Below are 24,874 nucleotides of genomic sequence, written 5' to 3'. Positions count from 1 at the left end.
CTGAACCGGCGACGGTCAGTGGGCTTTTAGTGCCCGGAAAAGCATTAAACCAGCGGACTCACCCGCATCCCCCGCGCCGGATCATCCAGCAACTTGAATTGTTCCACCATGAAATCTATCAACATCCGCATCGACGGCAGCATTCCATGCCTGCTCGCAAACACGGCGTAGATCATTTCAGTCCGCGGAGCCCAGTCAGGCAAAACCACCACCAGTTTCCCGCGATCAATGTAGTCGTGCACCAGGGACATAGGCATCTGCGCAATGCCGATGCTGTCCAGCGCCGCGCATCGCAGCATGGGCAGTCCCTTGGTGATGAGTTGCGGACGGTGTTGAATCGTAAATTCCGCGCCATCCTGTTGAAACAACGTCCAGCTGTAATCACGTTGCGGACTGCCGTGATGGACGCTGGGGAAGCGTGACAGGTCTTCCGGTTCCTGGGGTTCGCCCAGGCGCTGCAATAGCGCGGGGCTGGCCACCAGACATTGTGGACGCTGGGCCATAACCCGGTTAACCAGGTCCGAATCCTGAAGGGGAGGCGGGCGTACTCTCAGGGCAAGATCAACGCCCTCGGCCACCACGTCTACTTGACGGTCGCTGGCTTCCAGATGCACTTCGACTCGCGGGTGCATGGCCATGAATCGCGTGATCATGCCGCCCACGCATTCTTCCAGTAACACCGTCGGGCAGGTGACGCGCAGCAAGCCACCGGGTTCTGAGCGGGTCATGGCAACCGCCGCTTCAGCGGCTTCTGCTTCCTTGAGCATTGAACGGCAATGGGCGTAGTACGTCAGCCCTAGTTCCGTCACTTTGAAACTGCGGGTGTTACGGATGATCAGGCGCACGCCGAGTCTTTCTTCGAGCAGTGCGATCCGTCGGCTGAGGTTGGATTTAGGAATGCCTAGCGCCCGTGCAGTCGGCGCGAAGCCGCCGTGGTCCACCACCATAACAAAGTACTGAAGGTCATTGAGATCGAGCACTGGGCGACGTTCATTCAGCCAAAGGAGGCCAACTATACAAGAAGGATCGTCCACTGTATGGGAAAGAGAAACCAACTATTGGGGCCTAGTTGACCAGGCAACACGGCGGCTAGATTGCCGCTGTTTGGTTGGTTCACTTAAGGAGATACAGATGTTACGCAGGACAGTTCTCGCCATGTCTGTGGGTTTGGCCGCACTGGGTTCGGTGTGTTGGGCCAATGCTGCAAACGATCCTTCCGTGGTGCTGGTGCATGGTGCGTTCGCCGACGGTTCTGACTGGGCGAAGGTGATCACTTTGTTGCAGGCCAAAGGTGTGGAAGTACGGGCCGTGCAGAACGGTTTGAATTCACTGGCCGATGATGTGGCCACAACCCGTCGCGCGATTGAAACGGCACCGGGCAAAGTGGTGCTGGTCGGGCATTCGTGGGGCGGCAGTGTGATCACTGAAGCCGGTGCCAGTGACAAGGTAGCGGCGCTGGTTTACGTGGCCGCCTTCGCCCCGGACGTCGGGCAGACCACGGGTGAGCTCGGTAAAGACTATCCGCCGTCGCCGGGCATGCGCGAATTTGTGGCCGACAAGGCCGGGTATCTGTCGCTCACGCAGCACGGCATGGAGCAGGATTTTGCCCCGGACGTGCCCGCTGCGCAGGCCCGGTTGATGGCGGCCACGCAAGGCGCCATCAATGCCCGAGCGTTCGACGAACGCATCAGCGTGGCCGCGTGGAAGCAGAAGCCATCGTGGTACATCGTCAGTGAACTCGATCGCATGATTGCACCTGAACTTCAGCGCGCACTCGCCAGGAAAATAAACGCCACAACGACAGCGCTGCCTACCAGCCATGTGCCGCATCAATCCCGCCCCGCAGATGTGGCCAAGGTCATTACCGAAGCGCTGAACACCATGCGCTGAACATGACCTGCGATGTAAATCAAAGTCGCCACATCAATAAATAGGGATATGAAAGATGACTGTAAATAGCAAGGTTTTCGACTTTGTCATTCTGGGTAGCGGTTCTGCCGGTGCCGTATTGGCGGCGCGTTTGTCAGAAGACAAACAACTTAGTGTTCTATTGGTTGAGGCGGGTCGAGCCTTTGAACCCGATGAGTATCCAGAAGCGATCTACAGCAGCAATATCATCGCCGCCAACGCGGATGGACGTTATGAGTGGGGATATTTCGCAACGCCGGTCGATCAATCGCAAGCGGTCTACGTTCCGCGTGGAAAAGTACTGGGCGGAAGTTCCGCCATCAATGGCGCCGTTGCCTGCCGGGCCTTGCCTTTTGACTTTGCGCGCTTCACTGCCAAAGGCCTGAAAGGCTGGAGCTTTGAAGAGGTGCTGCCCTATTACAAAAAAATGGAGCGCACCCCGCACGGTGAAGAAGAATGGCACGGCCGCAGCGGGCCGCTGCCGATTCACCAAATGTCATTGGAATACATCACCCCTGTACAGCGCGCAATGGTCGAGGCGGCATGGGCTTGCGGCGCCAACAAAGTCGACGATTTCAATGATCCCGACGCTAATAACGGCGCGGGCGCTATTCCAATGAACGTGATCAACGGTGTGCGCGTTAACACCGGGATGGCCTATCTCACGCGGGCAGTACGCGCTCGTCCAAACTTGACGATCCTGGATCAAAGCCTCATCGACAAGGTGCTGATTGAAGGCGGCAAGGTTCAGTCCGTGTTGTTGGCCGGAGGTGAAAAAGTCCACGGCAAAGAAGTTATTCTTAGCGCTGGCGCCTATGGCTCTGCTGCCATTCTTTTACGTTCAGGCATCGGTCCCAGGGCAGACCTTGAAGTGTTGGATATTCCCTTGGTCAAAGAGGCGCCGGTCGGTGTTCGACTGCTCGATCATGCGTTCTTCTGGATGAATTTCAGTGGAACAGAAGCGTTGAAAGGGCAGGATCATCCGGTGGTGGGGGCGCAGTGGTGGACCCACTCATCCTATGCCGGTTCGGATAAAGAACTGGATATCGCTATTTCCCCCTCGCATTTGCTCGATCCCGCCAGCAGTCCGACCGGTGTCGCGTTTTCGCTGGGTCTGGAACTGATGCATTGCACATCCCTCGGTCGCCTGCATTTGAAAAGTCGCGATCCCGAAGAGGCACCTGTTATCGAACTGAATCACCTGACCAGTGAAGACGACATGAACAGAATGATCGAGTGTTTCCGTCTGGCCAGAAAACTGGCCAACACTGAACCGCTTAAAAGCATGATCGTGGAAGAGCTCTATCCAGGCTCATCCATTGACGACAGTGATGAGCACATTCGTGCCGCGCTGGCAAAAGGTGTGGGCACTTTGCAGCACCCTTGTTCGACGGCCCCGATGGGGTTGCCGGATGACCCAAACGCCGTGGTGGATGAGGAGGGGCGCGTTTACGGCATAGAAGGGCTACGTGTTATTGATGCGTCCATTTTCCCAGAGATCCCGCTGATCAACTTGAACCCGACCGTCATCATGACGGCGGAAAAGTTGTCCGATGCCATTAAAAAATCCCTCCAGTCCGCATAAAAAACCTTGAGGGGGCATGCCATCTGAAAGGTATGCCCCCGACTTTTCTCTGGATTACTAAAACTTGAACAAACTGTCCGAGATGCATTCTTTCGCCATGGTGGTGGACACCGGCAGTATTTCCGAAGCCGCCCGGCGTTTGGGTATCGCCAAGTCAATGGTCAGCCTGCGGATCCAGCAATTGGAAAAGCGCCTGGGCAGCATCTTGTTGGAGCGTGGTCGTCAGGCCCGGCTGACTGAGTCGGGCGAGGTGTTTCACCGTTATTGCGTGCGTATTCTGGCCGATGTCGAAGATGCCGAAGATGCAGTGTTGGCGTTTCAATCGAGTTTGCGCGGGGTCCTGCGGCTTGCCGCGCCGATGGCCTTCAGCATTCGCTACCTGACGCCGATTCTGTCGTCATTCGCGGTGCGTTACCCCGAGTTGCGGCTGGATGTCGAGTTTGATGACCGCCACGTCAACTTGCACGAAGAGCAGTATGACGCGGCCATCCGCATCGGCGAGTTGCCTGACTCCTCGCTGGTCGCCAAGACCATTACGCCCAACCGTCACATCATCTGTGCGAGTCCGGAGTACCTGGCCGCTCACGGCACACCGCAAACACCGCAAGAGCTGGCCCAGCATTTCGCCATGCTCTATGTGAATCGCGAACCCCACGGCATGTGGACGCTGCCGGTGAACAACACCTTGGAATCGTTTCGTGTGCGTTGCCGTATGCGCACCAATAATGGCCATCAACTTTTGGAAGCCGCCAAGGCCGGTATGGGCCTGGCGATTTTGCCCACCTTCCTGGCGGCGCAGGCCATTGTGGCTGGTGAACTGAAAGAGGTGTTGGCGCCTTATGCCCCTCGAGGCGGCAATATCTCGGCGGTTTACCGGCGATCCCAGCGAGCTTCGCCCAAGCTTCAGGCGCTGATCAACTTCCTCATCGAACAGATCGGTAGCCCACCGGCGTGGGAGCAAATGCTGACGGCTCACTCGCAACCACAGCGTTGATTCGTTCGAGAATAGCGAAACGTGGAATCGTCTTTTGCCGACTTATGAGTCTGCGCACCCTCCCATATGCTTTTTCCCAACAGACGCATTCTGGCGTCTGACAGGGAAGAAGACGGATGAAGAGTACCCTTAACAATCCTGCTCGCCGTGCTGTACTGGCCGGCGGTGTTGTGGCCGCCGCTACGTTGGCGGCGGGCAGTGGTTTGGCGCAGGCGTTGGAGTCAACCGGCAAGCGTGCCGCTCACAGCGCCCCGGTTGACGTGATCATTGTCGGCGGTGGCTCGGCAGGTGCGGTGTTGGCCCGTCGTTTGAGCGAGAACAACCAGCGTCAGGTGGTATTGCTTGAGGCGGGCCACAGCTACAGTCCGCACAACTACCCCGAGATCATTGCCAGCAGTGACATCGTCGGTGCCAATGCCAATCCTGAGTTCGAATGGGGTTACAAGACCCGACCGGGCTACATCGATCATCCCATCGGCGCCTTGCGCGGCAAGGTGCTGGGAGGCAGTTCGGCGATCAACGGAGCGGTGGCCATCCGCGCCCGTGCCAGCGACTTCAAGCGCTGGGATCTGCCTGGCTGGAGCTATGAAGAGCTGCTGCCTTCGTTCAAAAAGCTGGAAACCCACAGCGGTGGTGCCAGCCCGTTGCACGGTCATGAAGGGCCGCTTCCGGTGCATCAATTGGGCAAGGCCGATGTCACCCCCATGCAGCGAGCCTTCATCTACGCGACCTTCGCCAACGGCTACAGGGTGATTGAGGACTTTGACGACGCTGACGCCCACGGCGTGGGCCCGTACCCGATGAACATCGTCAACGGCGTGCGGGTCAACACCGGCATGGCGTATCTCACCGATGAGGTGCGCGCACGCGACAACCTGCATATCCGTACCGACAGCCTGGTGGACAAAGTGCTGTTCGACGGTACTCGTGCGGTCGGTGTGCAACTGGGCAACGGAGAGAAGCTGCTGGCCGGTGAAGTCATCCTGTCAGCTGGCAGCTACGGCAGCGCCGCGATCCTGTTGCGTTCCGGCATTGGCCCTGGCGAGGACCTGCGAGCCTTGCAGATTCCACAAGTCGCTGAGCTTGCGGTCGGGCAGAACCTGGTGGATCACCCGTTCTATTACAACGCCTATGCCGCCAGGCCTGACCTGATCGGCAGCCAGTCGCCCGCCATCGGGGCCAAACTCTGGACCCACAGCCGTTCTGTCGAGAATGGCGAGCTGGATCTGCATATCACGGCCACCCATTTGTTCCCCCATGAACAGAGCCCGACCGGCGTTGGCTTCGTGCTCGCGGTAGCCCTGACCCGGCCACTGTCTCGGGGCAAGGTGACGCTGGCCAGTCGCGATCCGTTCGTGGCACCGAACATCGACCTGAATTTTCTCGCCGAGCCCAAGGATCGCCAGCGCCTGCTGGATGGCATCCGCCTGGCCCGCAAAATCGGCACCACGGGGCCTCTGAATTCGTTTATCCATTCCGAGCTCAACCCCGGTCAAGGCAACGATTCGGACGAGGCCTTGCTGGCCAGTGTCAAAGCCAGTCTCGACACCTATCACCACCCGACCTCGACGGCCCCGATGGGCAAGCCTGGGGATGCGCGGGCGGTGGTCGACCTGCAAGCGCGGGTCATCGGTGTGCAGGGGCTGCGCGTCGTGGACGCGTCGATCTTCCCCGACGTGCCATCGGTCGCCACCAACATCACCGTGATTGCCACCGCCGAGCACATTGCCCGTCTTTACGCTTGACCCTCAGGAACCTGCCTCTATGAACAGCACCCCGGTTTTGAACTGGATCGACGGCCAATGGCTGGACTCCGGTGTTTACAAAGACTCCATCGACCCTGCGACCTACGAGCTGATTGGTCGATACGCCGAAGGAGGCTTGAACGAAGCGCAACAAGGGATTGAAGCGGCGCAACGGGCGTTTGCCGAAACACCCTGGAAAGATGACCGCCAATTGCGCGCTCAGGTTTTGCTGGAGCTGGCGGACGCCTTCGAGCGCAACGCCGATGAGCTGATCGATACCCTGGCGCTGGAAAACGGCAAGATCAGACCCGAAGCCGAGTTCGAGGTCAGCATGGTGCCCTCCAAATTGCGCTATTACGCCGCCCTGGCCCGTGCCGAATACGGTCGAGCAGCCGAGCCCCGGCCCGGCAAGATATCGTTGGTGATTCGTCAGGCGGTGGGCGTGGCGGGCATCATCGTGCCGTGGAACTCGCCGGTGGTGCTGATGATTCGCTCACTGGCACCGGCGCTGGCGGCCGGTTGCACCACGGTCATCAAAATGCCCGGGCAAACCGCCCAGACCAACTGCCTGGTGGCCCGGATCATGAGCGAGGCGCTGTCGCTGCCGCGCGGCGTGATCAATCTGTTCAGCGAGCAGGGCGCGGCCGGCTCCATCCATCTGGTGGAGTCACCCCGGGTTCCAGTGATCAGTTTTACCGGCAGCACCACCACCGGCCGGGCGATTTCAGCCGTGGGTGCGCAACACCTCAAGCGTTTCGGCCTTGAGTTGGGTGGGAAAACACCCATGTTGGTGTTTAACGACACCGACCTCGATGCCGCTGTACCAACCCTGGTGAAAGCCCTGACGGTATTCGCCGGTCAGTTCTGCATGACCGGTTCGCGCCTGCTGGTACAACGCGATATCGCCACGGCGTTGACCGAGCGTCTGGCCGAGCGACTGGAAGCTGTGCGTGTGGGGCCCGCCGCGGACCCGGCCAGCGAAATGGGTCCGTTGATCGATAAGCCCAACGTGCAACGGGTCAATCAAATCGTGAAGGAGGCGATTACCGCCGGTGCCCAGGTCATCGTTCGTGGTGGCCCGGTGACCGAGGGGCCTTTGGCCAAGGGCGCGTTCTATCGCCCGACGCTGCTGCGGGTCAGCGACCCCGAGATGGCGATCGTCCAGCGCGAAACTTTCGGCCCGGTGCTGACGCTGCAGGTCTTCGACAGCGAAGCCGAGGCGATCGAACTGGCCAACAACAGCGAGTTCGGTCTGGCGGCCAGTGTCTGGACCCGCGATGTCGACCGCGCGTTGCGGGTGGCACGCGAACTGGAGGCGGGCACGGTGTGGGTCAACGACTGGGCCGTGGTCTACGACGAGTTCGAAGAAGGGGGTTTTAAACAGTCGGGGCAGGGGCGCCTCAATGGCGTGGCGGCCATGGATGACTTTGTCGAGTACAAACACATCGCACTCAATCCCGGTCTGCGCCAAGGCTGAATCCAATGCAGCCACCCCGATTATTGATTGGCATGCTGCTGGCAGGGACGCTTGCCGCGTCCTCTGCCTTTGCCGCCAACCAGAATAATGTGTCGCCCATGAGAAGTGCCCCCATGTCCCAGGACAGACTTTACGACGCTTTACTTGATGCACTCACCGCGACGTTCGGCCATCACCCGGGATTTCGCACGACCCATGCCAAGGGTTTATTGCTACGCGGAACCTTTGCGGCTTCGCCATCAGCCCCGGTATTAAGCCGGGCGGCCCATTTGCAGGGGCAACCGGTGCCGGTGGTGCTGAGGTTCTCCAACTTCAGCGGCGTGCCGGCCACCGAGGACGGCGATCCGCAGGCCAGTCCTCATGGCCTGGCCGTTCGCTTTACGCTGCCGGACGGTGAGTTCACGGATATCGTGACGCACTCGTTCAACGGCTTTCCAGTGGCCACGCCCGAAGACTTCCTGAGCTTTTTGCAAGGCATTGCCGCCAACGTCGCCACGCCGGCGGATCCGCTACCGCTGCAAACCTTTCTGGCCAGTCATCCAAGCGCGGAGCATTTCCTTCAGACACCCAAGCCCGCGCCGAGCAGTTACGCCAGTGTCGAGTACTTTGGCGTGAATGCCCTGGTGTTCAGCAATCGTCAGGGTGAAGTGTTTATCGGTCGCTACCGTATTGAACCGTTGCGGGCAGAGCCTGCATTGAGTGATCAGCAAGCCGCCGCGATGCCAGCCGATTATTTGCAGGACGAAATCGGCGCACGACTGGTCAGGGGGGCAGTGAAGTTACGTCTGGTGGTGCAACTGGCGGCGCCGGGGGATGCCATCGAAGATGGTTCGATCCCTTGGTCGCGCAGCCACGAGGAAGTCAAGCTGGGGATTCTGACCCTTGATGCGCTTGTCGCGGCCGAGGAACAGCAGCTCGCCCAGCAGCGCCTTGATTTCAACCCCGGGCGCTTGCCCGATGGCATCGCACCCAGTCACGACCCGATGATTCTAGCGCGCGAACGCCTCTATCAGCGGGCCATGCTCCGGCGGCAGCAACCATGAGTATTGACGCTGATATTGGCGTCAGTGTGATTGTGCATGAGGTCAATCCGCAGTATCAGGCGTTGTATGAGCAATGGATGAACAAGGCCATCGACGCCCATCGGCAGTTTCCGGGTTACCTGGCGACGGATGTGGTCAAACCGGTCGGCTCGCACTTGCGCTACGCAATCATCCTGCGCTTTGTCAGCAAGGGGCATGTCACGGCCTGGCTGGAATCCCGGGTCCGTCATGCCTTGTTGCGCGAGTCGTTGCCCTGGCTGCGGCAGGACTACCACCGTACTGACGATGATTCGAAATTCTGGTTTGAGCCGCTGCAAGGGCGGGTGACGGTTGAGCGATGGAAGCAGTGGTTATTGTCCTGGATGATCGTATTGCCATTGACCGTTTTTGTGCCTTGGGTTCTGGCGGCTGGGCTTGAACTGTCTGATTTGCGTCTGCCGGTCTGGTTATTCAAGGTTGCGGTTGCCGGGGTGGTGTCATTCAGTATGGTCTACGGATTGATGCCGTTGACGACGCGTCTGATGTCGCGCTGGTTGTTGAGCTGATATCAGTGGTCGTCGTGAATGATTAACTCCTCCGTTTATCACGATATAGCCGCTATAAAACGTGTAATAAGCTATCCATGAATATTCCCGAAAAAGTAGTCTCTACCGGTCCAATAAGAAAGACAGGTCCCACGCCATCCCATTGAACCGTTACAGTTCCGCCATCACATTCAACCTCAACGGAATGGTCTAACAAGCCACGACGAATTCCGTTAACAGCGGCGCCACAAGAGCAGGAACCTGAACCGAGTGGAATACCACCCCCGCGCTCCCAAATGCGCAACCGAATGTGCTTTCGGTTGATGATCTGGACGAAATGCACGTTCGTCCTGAGGGGGAATAGGGGGTTGGTTTCTATTGTCGGTCCGATTGTCGCTATATCAATGGCTGTTAGATCATCCACAAAATAGGTGCAGTGCGGATTTCCCATGCTGCAAGCTGATGGGTCACCAGCAAGTGGCAAAACAGCTGTATCCAGTTCCAGAGCCAGGGGAATATCCGACCAGCCGAAAAGCGGCTCTCCCATGTTCACAGAAATTGCGCCGGTTGAGGTCCGTTCGCAAGTGAGTAGACCACGCTTGGTTTGGAGCGCTATCAAAGTGGTACTTGATTCGCGCATCAACATATCCGCGACACCCCGCGTTGCGCTGCCACAGACATCCAGCGTGGAGCCATCTTCATTCCAAAACATCAACCGCGCATCTGCATCCTCGCAATCGAGCACCACCGCGAGTTGATTGAATCCGACTCCTCGGTTCCGATCACCCATTCGCCGAGCCAGGGTACTTGTCATTGGATTGGCCGCGTTTCGCGAGTCCACAATGACGAAGTCATCGCCATTGGCGTGCATTTTATGAAAACTCAGCGGCATAAGTAGATCCTGGCGGAATTAACGTTTAAAGACGATCTAGCACCAATTCGGTGTTCTGATCCGTATTTTCCTGCGCTATCTGCATCTGTAACGCACACAGCCACCGGCTCACAATAACGGCACGCTCCGCAGTCGCGGCAACTGCTGCGCCGCAAACTCATAATGTAGGAGGCCCAATGGGCAAGATGGCGATTTTCCTGGGTGGATTTCTGGTGTTGACCATTTTGATTGGTGCCCTGGCCACGATCTCTCCCGCTTAGTCCTTCCTGCGATCAGACATCCTCCCGCCAGCGCCGCGCCTGAACGACCAAGGCCGGCGCAAAGTGCAGCACGACCATTCGCACCAGGTGATGGGTCAGGATGAACACCACGTTCAGGCCGCCACTGAAGGCGACGAGGGCGATGGTTTCGATGGCGCCAGGCATGTACGCCAGCCACAACGACAAGGGGTCGCTGCCCAGGACCCGTCCGGCCACTGCGGCAAACGCCGCTGCGATCAGCAACATCAAGGCGACGGCCATCAACCCGGCTCGTCCGTGGCGGACAAGTTCTGCGAGGCTGATGTCTTTGAATTTCGAGCCAATCAGCACGCCGAGCAGGACCACGGCGGTGTCGACACTCCATGACGGCAGGTGGAAGGCCTGGAGATAGCCCATTTTGAGGTAGACGCCGGTGACGACGATCGCGGTGAGCATGAACGGCGCCGGAACGCCGACGCGCAACAGCAAGCGGCCGAGCAACAGGCACAAGGCGATCAGTGACAGCAGGGTCAGCACCGTGCTCATGAGCAGCGGGCTGCTCTCGGCAAGTGCCACGTCGGTCTGTCCGGGAATGCAAAAACTGACCAGCACGGTGATCGACAGCAGTCGCACCAGGTGCACGACGATCACTTTGCTGGACGCGCGTTCGGACTCGAGCAAATCGAACACGGCGGCGAGTGCGCCCGGATACACGGCTAACAGGGAGTCCTTCGGGTTCCATCCCGAGACTCTGAGCAGCCACAAACCGGCCACGGCGCTCTGGACCATCAGGCCCAGTAGCATGAAACCCAGACTGGGCAACATGGCGGCCGCGGTTTGGCTGTTCCACGACGTGAACATCAGGCCGGTCGCGATCCCCAATACGATTTGCACGTAGCCAAGGCTGAAGGGCAGCGCAGGAGAAAAACGCAGATTGCTGGCGATCAACGCGGTCGCGAGTATCGAGCCGAGCAACAGGCCATGGGGGAGACCGGCATATTGCAGCGCGGTGCCGACGCCGGTGGCGATCAGCAAACACAGAAGGGTTTTCATGGTTTTGTGAGTCGTCCTTGATTCTTGTGTGAACCCAACGCTTGCATCCGCGCCACGCACGTTTTCCCATCTAACGGCGTGAAGCGTCAAGTGACAAAAAGCACAACGCCTCCACAGTGGGAGGCGTTGCAGTTTCAGCGATACCGCTCGTGTTACTTAAGGTCGAAGCGATCCACGTCCATCACTTTGGCCCAGGCGGCTACGAAGTCTTTAACGAACTTCTCCTGCGCATCAGCGGTTGCATAGACTTCAGCCAACGCTCGCAACTGCGCATTTGAGCCGAAGACGAGGTCGACACGGGTACCTGTCCACTTCACTTCGCCGGTTTTGCGATCGCGCCCTTCAAACTCCTCATTAGCCTCCGACACCGGTTTCCATTCCACGCCCATATCCAGCAGGTTTTTGAAGAAGTCATTGGTCAACGCCTCCGGCTGCTTGGTGAACACACCATGTTTGGTTTGCCCGACGTTGGTGTTCAGCACGCGCATGCCGCCAATGAGCGCGGTCATTTCTGGCGCGGTAAGTGTCAGCAGTTGTGCCTTGTCGATCAACAGCTGCTCGGCCGCTACGCTGTATCTGCCTTTGAGGTAGTTGCGGAAGCCATCGGCGATGGGTTCGAGGAAGCCGAAAGACTCCACGTCCGTCTGCTCTTGGGAGGCGTCCATCCGTCCTGGCGAGAAAGGCACCGTCACGGTTTGACCGGCATTTTTCGCCGCCTGTTCGACGCCGGCGTTACCGGCCAGCACGATCAGGTCTGCCAGCGAGATCTTCTTGCCGCCGCTGTTGAACTCGCTTTGGATACCTTCGAGTTTCGCCAGTACGTTCGCCAGTTGGTCAGGCTGGTTGGCCTGCCAGAACTTCTGCGGCGCCAGACGCAAACGCCCACCGTTGGCACCACCGCGTTTGTCGGAGCCGCGGAAGGTCGAAGCCGCCGCCCAAGCCGTAGATACAAGCTGCGAGACGGTCAGGCCTGAGGCCAGCAGTTTGCTCTTGAGTGCGGCGACGTCACTGTCGTTGACCAAGGCATGGTCGACCTCTGGAATCGGATCTTGCCAAATCAGCTCCTCGCTCGGCATTTCCGGGCCGAGGTAGCGGGAGAGGGGACCCATGTCGCGGTGGATCAGCTTGAACCAGGCGCGGGCGAACGCGTCGGCCAACTGGTCTGGATTGGCCAGGAAGCGCCGCGAAATCGGTTCGTAGATCGGGTCGAATCGCAGCGACAGGTCGGTGGTCAGCATGGTCGGATTACGACGTTTGGACGGGTCGTGAGCATCCGGAATGATCCCGGCGCCGGCGTTGTTTTTCGGTATCCACTGGTTCGCACCGGCAGGGCTTTTACTCAGTTCCCACTCGAAGCCGAACAGGTTTTCCAGATAGTTGTTGCTCCACCGGGTGGGGGTGGTGGTCCAGGTTACTTCCAGGCCGCTGGTGATGGTGTCCGGGCCTTTACCGGTGCCGAAGCTGTTCTTCCAGCCAAAGCCTTGGGCTTCGAGGCCAGCGGCTTCGGGCTCGGCGCCGACATTGTCGGCAGGTCCGGCGCCGTGGGTCTTGCCGAAGGCGTGGCCGCCGGCGATCAGTGCCACGGTTTCTTCGTCATTCATCGCCATGCGCGCGAAGGTTTCGCGGATGTCCTTCCCGGCCGCGACCGGGTCTGGGTTGCCTTCCGGGCCTTCCGGGTTCACATAGATCAGGCCCATTTGCACGGCGGCGAGCGGGTTTTCCAGGTTGCGTCCCTGGTCGGTGCGGCTCTCCTCATTTTCCCCCGGCTCGGCAACGAGTGGGCCTTCGCCAGGCTCTTGCATGGGCTCGTTTTTTTTGCCGTAGCGGGTGTCGCCGCCCAGCCACTTGTTTTCCGAGCCCCAGTAGACGTCCTCATCCGGTTCCCAAACGTCCGGACGACCGCCGGAAAAGCCGAAGGTCTTGAAGCCCATGGACTCCAGCGCGACGTTGCCGGTGAGGACGATCAGATCCGCCCAGGAAATTTTACGACCGTATTTTTGCTTGATCGGCCAGAGCAGCCGACGCGCCTTGTCGAGGCTGACGTTGTCCGGCCAACTGTTGAGCGGCGCGAAGCGTTGCTGGCCGGAACCGGCGCCACCACGACCGTCACCGGTGCGGTACGTACCGGCGGCGTGCCAGGCCATGCGAATGAAGAGTGGCCCGTAGTGACCGAAGTCCGCCGGCCACCAGTCCTGGGAATCGGTCATCAACGCAGTCAGGTCTCTTTTGACCGCTTCAAAGTCCAGGCTTTTGAATGCTTCGGCGTAGTTGAAGTCCTCGTCCATGGGATCGGACAGGGACGAGTGCTGATGGAGGATCTTCAGATTCAGTTGGTCCGGCCACCAGTCGCGGTTTGTCGTGCCACCGCCAGCGGCGCTAAGGAACGGGCATTTCGATTCGTTTGCCATGTGTGAGCTACCTTTGGTCGTATTCATCCGGCTATCCGGCCCAGCGTGGGCGTTAAACAGCAACGAGCGAAACCAATGACACAGGCTGCAGGGCCAGCAGTTTGATCAACTGATTGTTTTGATCACACGGGAATTCTGAACAGCGGCAATCGAGTTGCCTGCACGGTGGCCTACGGCAGGTTTAGTCAGGCTTCTGACCCATTCCTATCTCCTTATCAGCTCTTTACCGGCCGGCTTATGGTGCCGACGCTCGGATAAGGTTAGACCCCAGTTGGGAAGTCAGCTAATAGGGGGAGTATTGGGTCGTGATAGGCAGAGTCTTTTACTGGCGTCACGGGGAGGCCCCGCGTCTATTTGAAGCATAGACGCGGGAAAGCCGCTACTTTCGCACGTTCTGGTACAGCATCAACCTTGAGGTTTCGTGCATGGCGCGGGTCAGTTGCGACAGGCGCTTGAACTCTTCAGGGTTTTGCTCGGCGACGTTGTCCAGCGGCGTCGGTGAGGCCAGGTCATGGAGACTTGGCGAGCTGCCGTCGTGCTCCATCTGCACCATGTAGTGTTGAGTCACGCCGGCAATCAGCGGGAATGTTCCCTCACGCAGTACCAGCGGTACCACGCGTTCACCCTCGGGCGCGGGCTGCTGAATGTCACGGCCCATGCCGCTGTTGCGGAACTCAAGGCCGGCCATGCCCGCCACGGTGGGCAGCAAGTCCACCAGGCCGACCGCTTCCTTGACCTTACGCGTCCCCAGCAAACCCGGTGCGTGGATGATCATCGGCACCGCGTTGCTTTCCAGACCCAGTTGCTCGTAGGCCGGTGCCAGGAACGGGATCTGCGCGATTCGGGTGTTGTGGTCGCCAAACAGCACGAAAATGGTGTTGTCGTACCAGCCGCCTGCTTTGGCGATTTCCATCAAGCGACCAATGTTGAAGTCCAGCAAGCGCACGGCGTTGTACTGCTCGACACTGCGCGACCCTGCGGCCTGAACTTCGGCCAGGGTAGGGTGCTTGACCTCGAATCCATCATTGGTCCTGGGAATCGTGAAGGGGCGGTGGTTCCCGGCCGTCTGCACATAGGCGAAGAACGGTTTGTCCTTGGGCAGTGCTTGCAGGATCTGGTCGGTTTCCTTGAACAGGTCCAGATCGGAAATCCCCCAGACATCCACCACCGGGGACTTCCAGTCCCGCTCTTCGAACAAGCGAACGCCGTCGATGCTTTGCCGAATCAAGGCATTCATGTTGGCCCAGCCGGAGTTGCCGCCGATGGTGTAGATCTTGTCGTAACCAGTAAAAGCATTGATCAGTGTGTTTTGCTTGGTGATCAACGGATTACGCGTCGCGGTTTCCTGTCGAGTGACGTCAGGCACACCGCTAATGCTGGCCCATACGGTTTTTGCGGTCCCCGTCACGGGCACATAGAAGTGCTCGAAGAACCAGCTCTGCGTGGCCAGGCGATCGATGTTCGGCGTCGGATTGATCGGGTTGCCGTAGGCCCCGACGGCGCTGGTGCCCAGCGATTCGAGCATGACGAACATCACGTTCGGCGGCCGGGAACCCGGTATTTTGTAGGGTTGCGGCGCCTGGTGACGGACGAAATCAAGGGTTTGCGGATCGGGCTTGTCCACGCCCAGGTAGTTGGCCATCACCGCGTAGTGTTCGCGCACCTGCGTTTCGTCATAGCGCGACTGGCCGACTTTGACCGTGTCGTAGAGGAACAACACCGGGTTCAGGCCCAGCGCGGCAACCTGGTTATTGCCCGAGAAGAACGCATCGCTCCAGCGCAACGGGACCGGGTTCTCAAGGTTCATGTTTTCGACACGACCTAAAATGCCCAGCAGCACCACCACGACCATCAACGCGCCACCCAATGTCGCGGAGAGCCGGCGAATGGCTTTGCGAGGGCGGTCCAGCGTCACGCGTTCGAGACGCACCAGGGCCAGTGTCACCAGCGTGACCGTTGCCAGCCAACCCAATGAAATCCAGATCACCGGGTAGGTCTGCCAGACCATGTCACGGGATATTTGCGCATCCTCGATAAAGCGCAGCACGGTGGCGTTGATCCTCACGCCCAGGTAGGCGTAATGACCAAAATCGATGATGTAAATCAGCAGCAGGACGCTCAGGGCCGCGACCAGATACACGCGGGCGATCCGGCGAAGCAGACGGCTGCCGATCAGGTTCCAGCGAGGAATCCAGGCCAGTAACGCCAACGGCAACATCGCCAGGATGGCCAGGCGCAAATCGAAACGAAAGCCGATCCCCAGCGTTTCCATGACGGCATTTTGGTCGATCAGCGCTCTGGCGTCGAAACCGGAATAGCCGAAAAAGAACATGACCCGAAGCACAGCAAACAGCGCAAACGTAATCGCTGTCGCGCCCAGCCAGTAATGTAAACGTCTCGAGTGCAGCCAACCCATCCCTGTTCCCCTGTTAATAAAGTCGTTAAATCTCAAACGGAACTGGACACATCGCCCACTGCACCGTGGCGCTTGGTTGCCCGGTGATACGTCCAGCGCACGGCAGGCATCAGCAGTGCCATGCAGCAATACAGACCCAGCAGTGGATCAACCAGGTAATCCCAATAGTTTTGCGAAGGTTTGATCCCGGCAATGAAGGCCAGGGTCGCGCTGGCCAGCATCACGACGGCCAGGCCGTTGCGCAGGTAAAACAGGCCCAGTGTCAGCGCAGCGACGAAAATCAGCATGGGGCGCGGGCTGTAGCCAAACCGATAGGGGTCCAGATCACTCATGCCCAGGGTTGCCGGGTACAGCACCAGGGCCATCGCGGCGAAGAGGATCAGTACGCCGGTTTTACCCCGCGCAGGTGGCAGTATGTCCAGCCGACGCAAGCAGCCCCACGCCATGAACACCATGGAGGTGATCGCCAGGTCATCAATGTAGCTGCGCAAATAGGCGGCCAACGATAACCCGTCCAGCGATATGAAGCTGGCTGCCAGCAATACGGCCAACAGTGCGATCCGCCAGGTCCTGTGCAAGCCGAAAGAGGGCAGCACCAGGAAGATGATCATTGCGAAGCTGACATGGGCTTGCCACAGGCTGATCATTTGCGACGCTCGTTAAGCCATGCATCGTTAAAGGTGACGTGCTTGATGAAGGTGTTGTTCCAGGAATAAACCAAGTGATACATCCCGTCGGGGCTGCGGATGAAGTACGGGTATTCATATTCAAACTCACACCCTTGGTTTTTACAGACACGGTTGTCGAGGTTGTCCAGGAACTGCGCCTCCAGCGGTTGGCGAAGCGCGCCGCTGGAACCGCGGAACTCTTTACCGATGATTTCCTTGTAGGCCTCGGGGGAAAACGGAGCGCCTTCGGGATCAGGTGACTTGTCCAGGTCCCGCAACGAGCGCCAATCGTCCATTTCTGCGTCGGTCCCATACAAACTCAGCTTGAAACGCCCCTCCTGCAGGTCGTTGAGCGCCACCAGCAACCCATGTTCGGGCGTCGCGACGGCAGCCAACGATGAATTCGGATTCGAAGGATCGAGCGGATAAGGTTCGCTCCAGGTTTGACCGGCGTCTTCGGTGCGGGTCGCCAGCACACGGTGGTGGGTGTTGCCGGCATAGCGCAGCAAGGCGATGCCGCGCTGGCCGTCCAGTGGAACCACCGTGGGTTGCAATGAGTTTTTGCCGTAGCTGATGCGGAATTTGTCGATCACATCGCCGTCTGCGCTCAAGTAGAGGTACTCGGCAAACTTGCCCAGAAACTCGTGGTAGACCGGCAAACCGATGGAGCCGTCGGCATGAAACACCGGTGCCGACCGGACCAGGGTGCTGATGTTCAGAAAGGGTGAAGTAATCAGCTGGCGCGGAGCGGACCAATGTTCACCGAAGTCGTCTGAAACCATCACATTGACCGCGCTGCCGGCCCAGCCACCCATGGACACGGACACGTAGAACAGCCACACGCGATTATCCGGCGCGAGGGCAACCACCGGGTTACCCAGCTTGCGAATGTATTTTCGGGTGCCCTGTTGGGTCGAATCCCGAGTCGCCAATACTTTTTCTGCACCCCACTCGCCGGTTTTCGGGTCGAAACGGGCAGAGCGCACCTGCACATCGGCCGCGCCTTCGCGGGAGCCAGCGAACCAGACCGTCATCAAGCTACCGTCGGGCAAGGCGGTCACCGCCGAGGAATGCACGAAATCCACCAGCCCGGAGGAGGCGAAACGGCTGGTATAGATGGGCTTGGCCACTTGGCCGGCCACTGCCATTACTGGATTTACCAGGGCAAAGGAGGAATGCGTATTGGCAGGATTGACGAACCATGCAGCCGCAAAAAGGCAAGAGAGTGCAAGGTATGCACCGAAGGCAGGAACGCTGGGAAGTTTGATGCGCATAATTAAGACTTTGGCATCTCATGGCCCGATAAAGCGCTCAAACTAACACTCGGTAGTACACGATCGGGTTTAATGATTTTCTATTTTGTAAGCAATTATTTGTGGCGTGCTGCGCAGTCGACGATCCAAGTCTGATTGATGGGCTGAAACCATCGGATTAGACGGTTTTCGCTTCGGCACCACGGGACTGATCGACCATCCCCGCCGTTGGTCGCAAAAGTCGGACTGGAGCCGTGGCGAACCTGAAATGGAAGCTTCTATCCATCCCCTGCAAAAAGTAATCTGTCACCCCGACACTTGGATGGATCCAAGCCATGCACCTGACCCACCGCCCCGTCAGCGCTGAAGATGTCCTGACGATTTGCGACTTTCCTCAAAATCCCCAAGAGCTGTTTTTTATGTTCCCGAAGGCTCAGTACCCGCTGACGGAGGATCAACTGCAGGCTTCGATTGCTCAACGTTCCGACTCAACGGTGGTTGAGGCGGACGGTTCTGTGATGGGCTTTGCTAACTTTTACAGGTTTGAGCGCGATGGCGTTTGCGCGATAGGCAACGTGATCGTGTCGCCCAAGGCTCGGGGGAAAGGGATCGCGAAGTTTTTGGTGCAGACGATGGTGAGGCTGGCGTTTGAACGTCATCGTGCACGCGAGGTGCAGCTGTCGTGCTTCAACGAGAATACGGCAGGGCTGCTTCTGTATCCGCAGCTCGGGTTTGTGCCGTATGGGGTTGAGGAGCGGTTGGCGCTGGATGGGCGTCGTGTGGCGCTGATAAACATGCGGTTGCTCACCGAAGCCAAAAGCGTGGAAATCCCATGCGCATAGATAAAGCTTGTCCTGTCGTGCTGCGAAACAAGAGTTACGAGCGCTTCTGGGGAAGCCTGGTGGAGGATCGTGAATTAGACTCAACAGCGAACATCCGACGGTGGGAGTGACAACGGTGGCGGGATTGCGATGGACTCGCTGATCACGGCCGCAGCGCAGGCGCTGGCTGCGGGTGATCCGCTCGGCGCGCTGAACCGGGTCGCGTTGCGCGACGATGCGCCGGCGCTGGCGTTGCGCGGGATTGCGATGGCGCAACTGGGCGACCTGGTGCGAGCCAAGGCGCTGGTGCAGAGGGCGGCGCGGGCCTTCGGTCCGAAGGAGGCATTGGCTCGGGCGCGGTGCGTGGTCGCCGAGGCCGAGATCGCGCTGGCCTCCCGGGAGTTGGGCTGGCCGGTGAAGGCACTCGAGGCTGCGCGGGTGACGCTTGAGGCACACGGCGATCGAGTGAACGCCGCTCATGCGCGGTATCTGCAGATCCGGCGTTTGCTGCTGATCGGGCATCTCGACGAGGCCGACGTGCTGCTCGCCGAGCTTGACCCCGCGCCATTGCCGCCGGCATTGCGCGCCGCCCACGAACTGGTCGTGGCGGGGATCGCGATGCGGCGACTCGAGACGAACAAGGCGCGGTCTGCACTCACGAGGGCCGAGCACGCCGCGCGCGACGCCGATATTCCTGCGCTGACGGCCGAGGTGGAAAACGCTGCCCTTGTCCTGAACACGCCCGTCGCGCGTTTGATTGCCCATGGCGAAGAACGGCCTCTGTTGCTGGATGAGGTTGAAGCGTTGCTCGCGTCCACGTCGCTGGTCGTGGACGCCTGTCGCTACGTCGTGCGTGGTGCCGGCATGTCGGTTTCCCTCGCCACACGCCCGGTCTTGTTCGCCCTCGCACGGGCACTGGCCGAAGCGTGGCCGGCCGACGTGTCGAGGGAAACGCTGATTACCCAGGCCTTTCGTTTGAAGCACGCCGATGAGTCCCTTCGCGCACGATTGAGAGTCGAAATCGGGCGACTGCGTGCGATGCTTAAACCCTTGGCCGGCGTGACTGCAACCCAACGGGGTTTTGCGCTGGTGGCGCTGGTTGCCTCTGACGTTGTGGTGCTGGCGCAACACGCCGAAGAGAAGCACGCGCAGGTGTTCGCTTTCCTCGTCGACGGTGAGTCGTGGTCGAGCTCGGCCCTGGCGCTGGCCCTCGGTGCCAGCCAGCGCACGGTGCAACGAGCGCTCGATGAACTGGCCCGCGCGGGCAAGGTGCAGTCGTTCGGTCGCGGTCGGGCACGTCGCTGGATGACCCCGCCGGTGCCGGGTTTCGCGACGACCTTGTTACTCCCGGTGCCACTGCCGAGTGACTAGGATGAACGCCACCCACCCGTAACGAGGAATGCCAACATGAAACAGTCAGCAGCCCAAATCCTCCGTGAATATGGACCCTTTGCCGGTGTCGACAAGGTGCATGGCGTCACCTGGGACGGCCAGCACGTGTGGTTTGCCACCGGCGACAAACTCAACGCCCTGGACCCTGCGAGCGGCAAGACAGTGCGTTCAATCGATGTCGCCGCCCATGCCGGCACCGCCTTCGACGGCCAGCACCTGTTCCAGATCGCCGAGGATCGCATCCAGAAAATTGACCCGCAGACCGGCCGTGTACCCGCGACTATCCCGGCGCCTGGCGGCAGTGACTCAGGGCTGACGTGGGCGGAAGGGACGTTGTGGGTCGGTGAATATCGGGATCGCAAGATTCATCAAATCGATCCCGAGACCGGCGCGATTCTGCGCACCCTTGAATCCAACCGCTTTGTCACCGGGGTGACCTGGGTCGAGGGGCAGCTTTGGCATGGCACCTGGGAAGAAGACGAGAGTGAGTTACGCCATATCGATTCGACCACCGGCGAGGTGCTGGAGAGCGTGAAGCTGCCGGCCGGCGTCGGCGTGTCGGGGCTTGAATCGGACGGTGGCGATCAGTTTTTTTGCGGCGGCGGTGGCAGTGGAAAGGTGAGGGCGGTGCGGCGCCCTCAATAAGGCGCCGCTCAATCATTCAAGGTGCGCCAAACAACATCGTCCAATAAACGCCTTCATCGCTACGCGCGTCCGCCGCATAGGCTGCGCCCATTTGGGTATACATCGGGTTCATCAGGTTGGCGCAATGCCCCGGGCTGGCCAGCCAGCCCGACATTGCCTTGCTCGGTGAACCCTGGCCGGCAGCGATGTTCTCGCCGATCTGCCGGCCACGGAAACCAGCCGCTCTGGCCCGGTCCGCGGGCATGTCACCGTCGGGGTCCTGGTGGGCGAAGTAGTTGCCGTAGGCCATCGCTTTGCTGTGCCCTTGCGCCGCAGCGCCCAGGGCTGCGTTCCAGGCCAGTGGCCGTGCGGCGGCGAAGCGCTGACGACCGCAGAGGCGCGGCTTTGAGCGTGCCGCATTGACCTGTGCCAGCAACGCTTTGCTGACGGCTCGCGAATCACCCACACGATTGTCCAGCACGGGTTGCGCCAGCACCACCTGCCACTCACTCCGGGCACGACTGACGCCAATGTCGGCATATTGGGTATCGAGCAATGCCCCGCAGTAATCACTCTGGAGCATGTCGAAGGCCTCATCGGCATCCTGCGCACCGACCACGCGAATGGTGCGCACCGTCACCGCCTGATAGCCGGACGCTTTCAATCGATCGCGCAAACCGCCGCCATAGCCGATCGGCAAGGCCAGGTTCGACTTCAACGCCAATGGCGATAACGCTCGGCCGGCGCGTCCCAAGCAGCGATCGGGGTGAGCGCGGTAGTCGTTGATGGCTTCCACCAACTGCCTTTCGGCACCGGCGTGGGCGGGGTTGGCGAACAGGGAAAACAGAGGAATGAAACAGAGCGAGGCAACGCGAACGGACAGGAGGGTTTGGCGCATGGATGAATAGCTCTGAGCGGGCAAGTGGAATTCACGGCTCGGCTATGACTGGGGCTTCAACACAAGGTTCACGGGGGCAAGAGACATATTTGCGCTGGGCGCAGTGCGTCCGCCAAAGAGGACATGGAGGTGTCGTATGATGGCTTCTTTTTACCCGTCACAAGGACCCAACCATGCCGTTAAGCAAACGCGATCAGGCGCACATCGAGCGTCGCCTGATTGCCACCCTGACCGAGGCGTGTGAGACGGCCAAAGTGGACATCGTCGGGTTCTGCTGGCTGACCCACGAGATCGATTACGACCTGTTTCCCTCCAGTCTGAGGGTCATCTGGGTCTTCGATACGCAGGCCAACAAGGATCAGGCGCTGGCCAGTGGGCAGGGCGAGCGCATGGTCGAGTTGACTGCAATGGCGTTAAGCGAAGCGGACGTTCCCGTCAGCCCGGTATCGGCCCATGTGCAGTTCGATTCTGAAGAGGAGTGTCAGCGCGCCAATGGCGGAAACTGGCAGCAACGCTTGTTGCGCCCGCTCACTTCGAAAACTTTCTCGCCCCGGCCACGCAAAGGATCACCGCGACGGTAACCCCCAGCATGCCGATGCTGACGTGCTCGTGAAGCAGCGTGGCCGCCAGCGCCAAACCAAAAAACGGCTGTAGCAGTTGCAGCTGGCCGACGGCGGCAATCCCCCCTTGGGCCAGCCCGCGGTACCAGAATACGAAACCGATCAGCATGCTGAAGATCGATACGTACGCCAGGCTGAGCCACGCGGATGGGGTGATTCCCGAGAACGAAGCCGGGGCCAGAAACCAGGTCAACGGGATCATGACGGGCAGCGACAGCAGCAATGCCCAAGAGATCACCTGCCAGCCACCCAGGGTTCTTGAAAGCTTTGCGCCTTCTGCGTAACCCAGCCCGCAGGCAAGGATGGCCAGCAGCATGAGCATGTCGCCGGTCGGCGAAGCGGTCAGGCCCTGAGAGACCGCAAACCCCACGACCAACGCGCTGCCCAGCACCGAGAAGAACCAGAACACCGGCCGGGGACGCTCCCCGCCGCGCAACACGCCGAACACCGCAGTGGCGAGCGGCAACAGGCCAACGAAGACGATGGAATGCGCCGACGTCACGTACTGAAGCGCCAGCGCCGTCAGCAGTGGAAACCCTACTACGACGCCCATTGCCACGATAGCCAAAGGAAAAAGCTGACGCTTGGCGGGACGTTGTTCTTTAAACAGCACCAGCATGCAAAGCGCCAGGAGCCCGGCAATCGCCGCTCGGGCAACGGTCAGGAACACCGGATCGAATTCCAGCACGGCCAGCCGTGTGGCCGGCAGCGAGCCGCTGAAAATCAGCACGCCGATGAATCCGTTGAGCCATCCGCTCGCGGTCTTTTCCGTCGTTGGGTTTTGCAGGGTCCGTTCCATCTGAGGGCACTCTCAATTTGCAGAGTTCCATCGTATGATCGACGATCACTACAATCAAAAAATTGTCATGGATACATCTCGGTATGCCTCGCTCACGGTACAAGTCATTAGTGGATGCTTTGGCGGCTGACATCCGGTCAGGCCGATTGTTGCCAGGCACGCGATTGCCGACGCATCGTCAACTCGCGGCGACAGAAGGGCTGGCGCTGGTCACCGCCAGTCGGGTCTATGCAGAGCTCGAAGCCATGGGCCTGGTCAGTGGCGAGACGGGGCGAGGCACGTTCGTGCGGGAGACGTCGTTGCCGCCTGGCTTGGGTATTGATCAGAAAAATGTTGCCGTGGGAATGACCGACCTCAATTTCAACTATCCCTCGCTGCCCGGGCAGGCAGAACTCTTGCGAAATGCACTGCGCCAGCTCGCCTCGGGCGGTGATCTGGAATCCCTGTTGCGCTACCAGCCACACGCCGGGCGCCTGCATGAGCGCGCCTCGGTGGCGCGCCATTTGCTCGCCCGAGGGCTGACGGTGGATGCCGAGCAAGTGTTAATGGTCAGTGGTGCCCAGCATGGGCTGGCCGTGACGATGATGGCGCTGCTGCAACCCGGTGATGTGATTGCAGCGGATGCGCTGACCTATTCCGGATTCATCGTACTGGCCGAAGCCTTGCACCTTGAAATCGTGCCCATTCCCGTGACCGAACAGGGACCTGATCTGGAGGCGCTGGACCGTCTGTGCCGGAGTCGCCGCGTGCGGGCGGTGTACTCGATGCCGACGCTGCACAATCCGCTCGGGTGGGTGATGAGTGCCGATCAGCGCGAGTCGCTGGTGACGATTGCGCGCAGGCATGACTTGCTCATCATCGAGGATGCCGCGTATGCCTTCCTTGCCGAGAGCCCGCCGGCACCGATAGCGCAACTCGCACCCGAGCGGACCGTTTACGTTTCAGGGCTCTCCAAGAGTGTGGCTACCGGATTGCGCGTAGGTTTCGTCGCAGCCCCGGCCGAAAAAGTGCCAGCGCTGGAGCGAACGATCAGGGCGACCACCTGGAATACCCCCGGCGTGCTGACGGCGATCGCGAGCACGTGGCTCGACGATGGCACCGTCATGCAACTGGAAGCTGAAAAACGTCGGGATGCGCAGGCCAGGCAAACCATGGCCGCAGAAGTGCTGGCAGGCCTTCCGTGTATTCGCCACCCGTCGTCCTATTTTCTTTGGCTGCCTTTGTCTGAAGATGCAAGGGCCGACCAGATCGCTGCGGCGCTGCTGCGTGAAAAAGTGGCGGTTTCAACCGCTGAGCCTTTTGCCACTTCTGCTCATGTACCGCATGCGATTCGCTTGGCGCTGGGGTCAGCGGAGATGGGCGCACTGCGGGAGGCGCTTGAAAAAGTGAAGTGGGTGATTGGTGCTTATTCATAGCCCGAAGTCGCCCACCGCCATCTATATTGAAAGGTCCAGTCCGCTGCAAGTGATGCAAGCGCCCTGACGCGTGGCGAATCTATCAAGCAAGAAGGACTGG

21 protein-coding genes are annotated in these 24,874 nt (G+C 59.7%); 12 read left to right on the top strand and 9 right to left on the bottom strand.

Going from position 1 to position 24,874, the window contains the following annotated elements:
• Positions 1–44: 44 nt before the first annotated feature.
• On the bottom strand, positions 45–980 hold the full coding sequence (locus tag QFW87_RS17005; RefSeq protein ID WP_283188327.1) for a LysR substrate-binding domain-containing protein: 936 nt from the start codon (positions 978–980) through the stop codon (positions 45–47).
• Between the two features lie 175 nt (positions 981–1,155).
• On the opposite strand from QFW87_RS17005, the gene QFW87_RS17000 reads away from it, so the two are divergent.
• From QFW87_RS17000 to QFW87_RS16970, 7 genes are all read left to right on the top strand, one after another.
• The gene (locus QFW87_RS17000) at positions 1,156–1,890 is read left to right on the top strand and encodes an alpha/beta hydrolase (RefSeq protein WP_283188326.1); all 735 of its coding nucleotides are present in this window, start codon (positions 1,156–1,158) and stop codon (positions 1,888–1,890) included.
• Positions 1,891–1,945: 55 nt separating this feature from the next.
• Positions 1,946–3,493 (top strand): GMC oxidoreductase, encoded by a 1,548-nt coding sequence (locus QFW87_RS16995; protein WP_283188325.1) that lies wholly within the window; start codon positions 1,946–1,948, stop codon positions 3,491–3,493.
• 64 nt (positions 3,494–3,557) lie between these two features.
• Positions 3,558–4,487: a LysR family transcriptional regulator gene (locus tag QFW87_RS16990; protein ID WP_283188324.1), complete on the top strand. Its 930-nt coding sequence runs from the start codon at positions 3,558–3,560 to the stop codon at positions 4,485–4,487.
• Between the two features lie 116 nt (positions 4,488–4,603).
• On the top strand, positions 4,604–6,232 hold the full coding sequence (locus QFW87_RS16985; RefSeq protein ID WP_283188323.1) for a GMC oxidoreductase: 1,629 nt from the start codon (positions 4,604–4,606) through the stop codon (positions 6,230–6,232).
• 19 nt (positions 6,233–6,251) lie between these two features.
• On the top strand, positions 6,252–7,709 hold the full coding sequence (locus tag QFW87_RS16980) for an aldehyde dehydrogenase family protein (RefSeq protein ID WP_283180653.1): 1,458 nt from the start codon (positions 6,252–6,254) through the stop codon (positions 7,707–7,709).
• A gap of 113 nt (positions 7,710–7,822) precedes the next feature.
• Entirely contained in the window at positions 7,823–8,752 is a 930-nt protein-coding gene (locus QFW87_RS16975; RefSeq protein ID WP_283180652.1) for a catalase family peroxidase, read from the top strand.
• Positions 8,749–9,297 carry a hypothetical protein gene (locus tag QFW87_RS16970; RefSeq protein ID WP_283180651.1) on the top strand — a complete coding sequence of 183 codons (549 nt, stop codon included), beginning with the start codon at positions 8,749–8,751 and terminating at the stop codon, positions 9,295–9,297. The genes QFW87_RS16975 and QFW87_RS16970 overlap by 4 nt, the downstream gene beginning before the upstream one ends.
• 52 nt (positions 9,298–9,349) lie before the next feature.
• On the opposite strand, the gene dapF is transcribed toward QFW87_RS16970, so the two are convergent.
• From dapF to QFW87_RS16940, 6 genes are all read right to left on the bottom strand, one after another.
• The gene (gene dapF / locus QFW87_RS16965) at positions 9,350–10,168 is read right to left on the bottom strand and encodes a diaminopimelate epimerase (protein ID WP_283188322.1); all 819 of its coding nucleotides are present in this window, start codon (positions 10,166–10,168) and stop codon (positions 9,350–9,352) included.
• Positions 10,169–10,440: 272 nt separating this feature from the next.
• Complete coding sequence (locus QFW87_RS16960) at positions 10,441–11,460, bottom strand: AbrB family transcriptional regulator (protein ID WP_283180649.1); 1,020 nt, start codon at positions 11,458–11,460, stop codon at positions 10,441–10,443.
• Between the two features lie 152 nt (positions 11,461–11,612).
• Complete coding sequence (gene katG / locus QFW87_RS16955) at positions 11,613–13,868, bottom strand: catalase/peroxidase HPI (protein ID WP_283180648.1); 2,256 nt, start codon at positions 13,866–13,868, stop codon at positions 11,613–11,615.
• A gap of 379 nt (positions 13,869–14,247) precedes the next feature.
• Entirely contained in the window at positions 14,248–16,284 is a 2,037-nt protein-coding gene (locus QFW87_RS16950; protein WP_283188321.1) for an LTA synthase family protein, read from the bottom strand.
• 32 nt (positions 16,285–16,316) lie between these two features.
• Positions 16,317–16,931, bottom strand: a complete 615-nt coding sequence (locus QFW87_RS16945) for a hypothetical protein (RefSeq protein WP_283188320.1) — start codon at positions 16,929–16,931, stop codon at positions 16,317–16,319.
• Positions 16,928–18,226 carry a sialidase family protein gene (locus QFW87_RS16940; protein ID WP_283180645.1) on the bottom strand — a complete coding sequence of 433 codons (1,299 nt, stop codon included), beginning with the start codon at positions 18,224–18,226 and terminating at the stop codon, positions 16,928–16,930. The genes QFW87_RS16945 and QFW87_RS16940 overlap by 4 nt, the downstream gene beginning before the upstream one ends.
• Positions 18,227–18,540: 314 nt before the next feature.
• Here QFW87_RS16940 and QFW87_RS16935 point away from each other — a divergent pair, with 314 nt between their 5' ends.
• The 3 genes from QFW87_RS16935 (at position 18,541) to QFW87_RS16925 (ending at position 21,063) form a co-directional block, all read left to right on the top strand.
• Positions 18,541–19,047 (top strand): GNAT family N-acetyltransferase, encoded by a 507-nt coding sequence (locus tag QFW87_RS16935; RefSeq protein ID WP_283188319.1) that lies wholly within the window; start codon positions 18,541–18,543, stop codon positions 19,045–19,047.
• Between the two features lie 129 nt (positions 19,048–19,176).
• Complete coding sequence (locus QFW87_RS16930; protein WP_283180643.1) at positions 19,177–20,397, top strand: helix-turn-helix domain-containing protein; 1,221 nt, start codon at positions 19,177–19,179, stop codon at positions 20,395–20,397.
• A gap of 36 nt (positions 20,398–20,433) precedes the next feature.
• Positions 20,434–21,063 (top strand): PQQ-binding-like beta-propeller repeat protein, encoded by a 630-nt coding sequence (locus tag QFW87_RS16925; RefSeq protein WP_283188318.1) that lies wholly within the window; start codon positions 20,434–20,436, stop codon positions 21,061–21,063.
• 16 nt (positions 21,064–21,079) lie between these two features.
• Here the strand turns inward: QFW87_RS16925 and QFW87_RS16920 are convergent, their stop codons facing one another.
• A complete protein-coding gene (locus QFW87_RS16920; protein ID WP_283188317.1) occupies positions 21,080–21,940 on the bottom strand; it encodes a CAP domain-containing protein in 861 nt (286 codons plus the stop codon).
• Between the two features lie 173 nt (positions 21,941–22,113).
• Between QFW87_RS16920 and QFW87_RS16915 the strand changes: the two genes are divergently transcribed.
• Entirely contained in the window at positions 22,114–22,521 is a 408-nt protein-coding gene (locus QFW87_RS16915) for a hypothetical protein (RefSeq protein ID WP_283180640.1), read from the top strand.
• On the opposite strand, the gene QFW87_RS16910 is transcribed toward QFW87_RS16915, so the two are convergent.
• On the bottom strand, positions 22,469–23,359 hold the full coding sequence (locus QFW87_RS16910) for a DMT family transporter (RefSeq protein ID WP_283188316.1): 891 nt from the start codon (positions 23,357–23,359) through the stop codon (positions 22,469–22,471). The genes QFW87_RS16915 and QFW87_RS16910 overlap by 53 nt on opposite strands.
• Before the next feature lie 83 nt (positions 23,360–23,442).
• On the opposite strand from QFW87_RS16910, the gene QFW87_RS16905 reads away from it, so the two are divergent.
• The gene (locus QFW87_RS16905) at positions 23,443–24,774 is read left to right on the top strand and encodes a PLP-dependent aminotransferase family protein (protein WP_283188315.1); all 1,332 of its coding nucleotides are present in this window, start codon (positions 23,443–23,445) and stop codon (positions 24,772–24,774) included.
• Positions 24,775–24,874: the final 100 nt, after the last annotated feature.

Source organism: Pseudomonas sp. PMCC200344, from assembly GCF_030053095.1.
In the GTDB taxonomy this organism is placed as follows: domain Bacteria; phylum Pseudomonadota; class Gammaproteobacteria; order Pseudomonadales; family Pseudomonadaceae; genus Aquipseudomonas; species Aquipseudomonas svalbardensis.
This window is presented reverse-complemented; position numbering and strand designations above follow the sequence as displayed.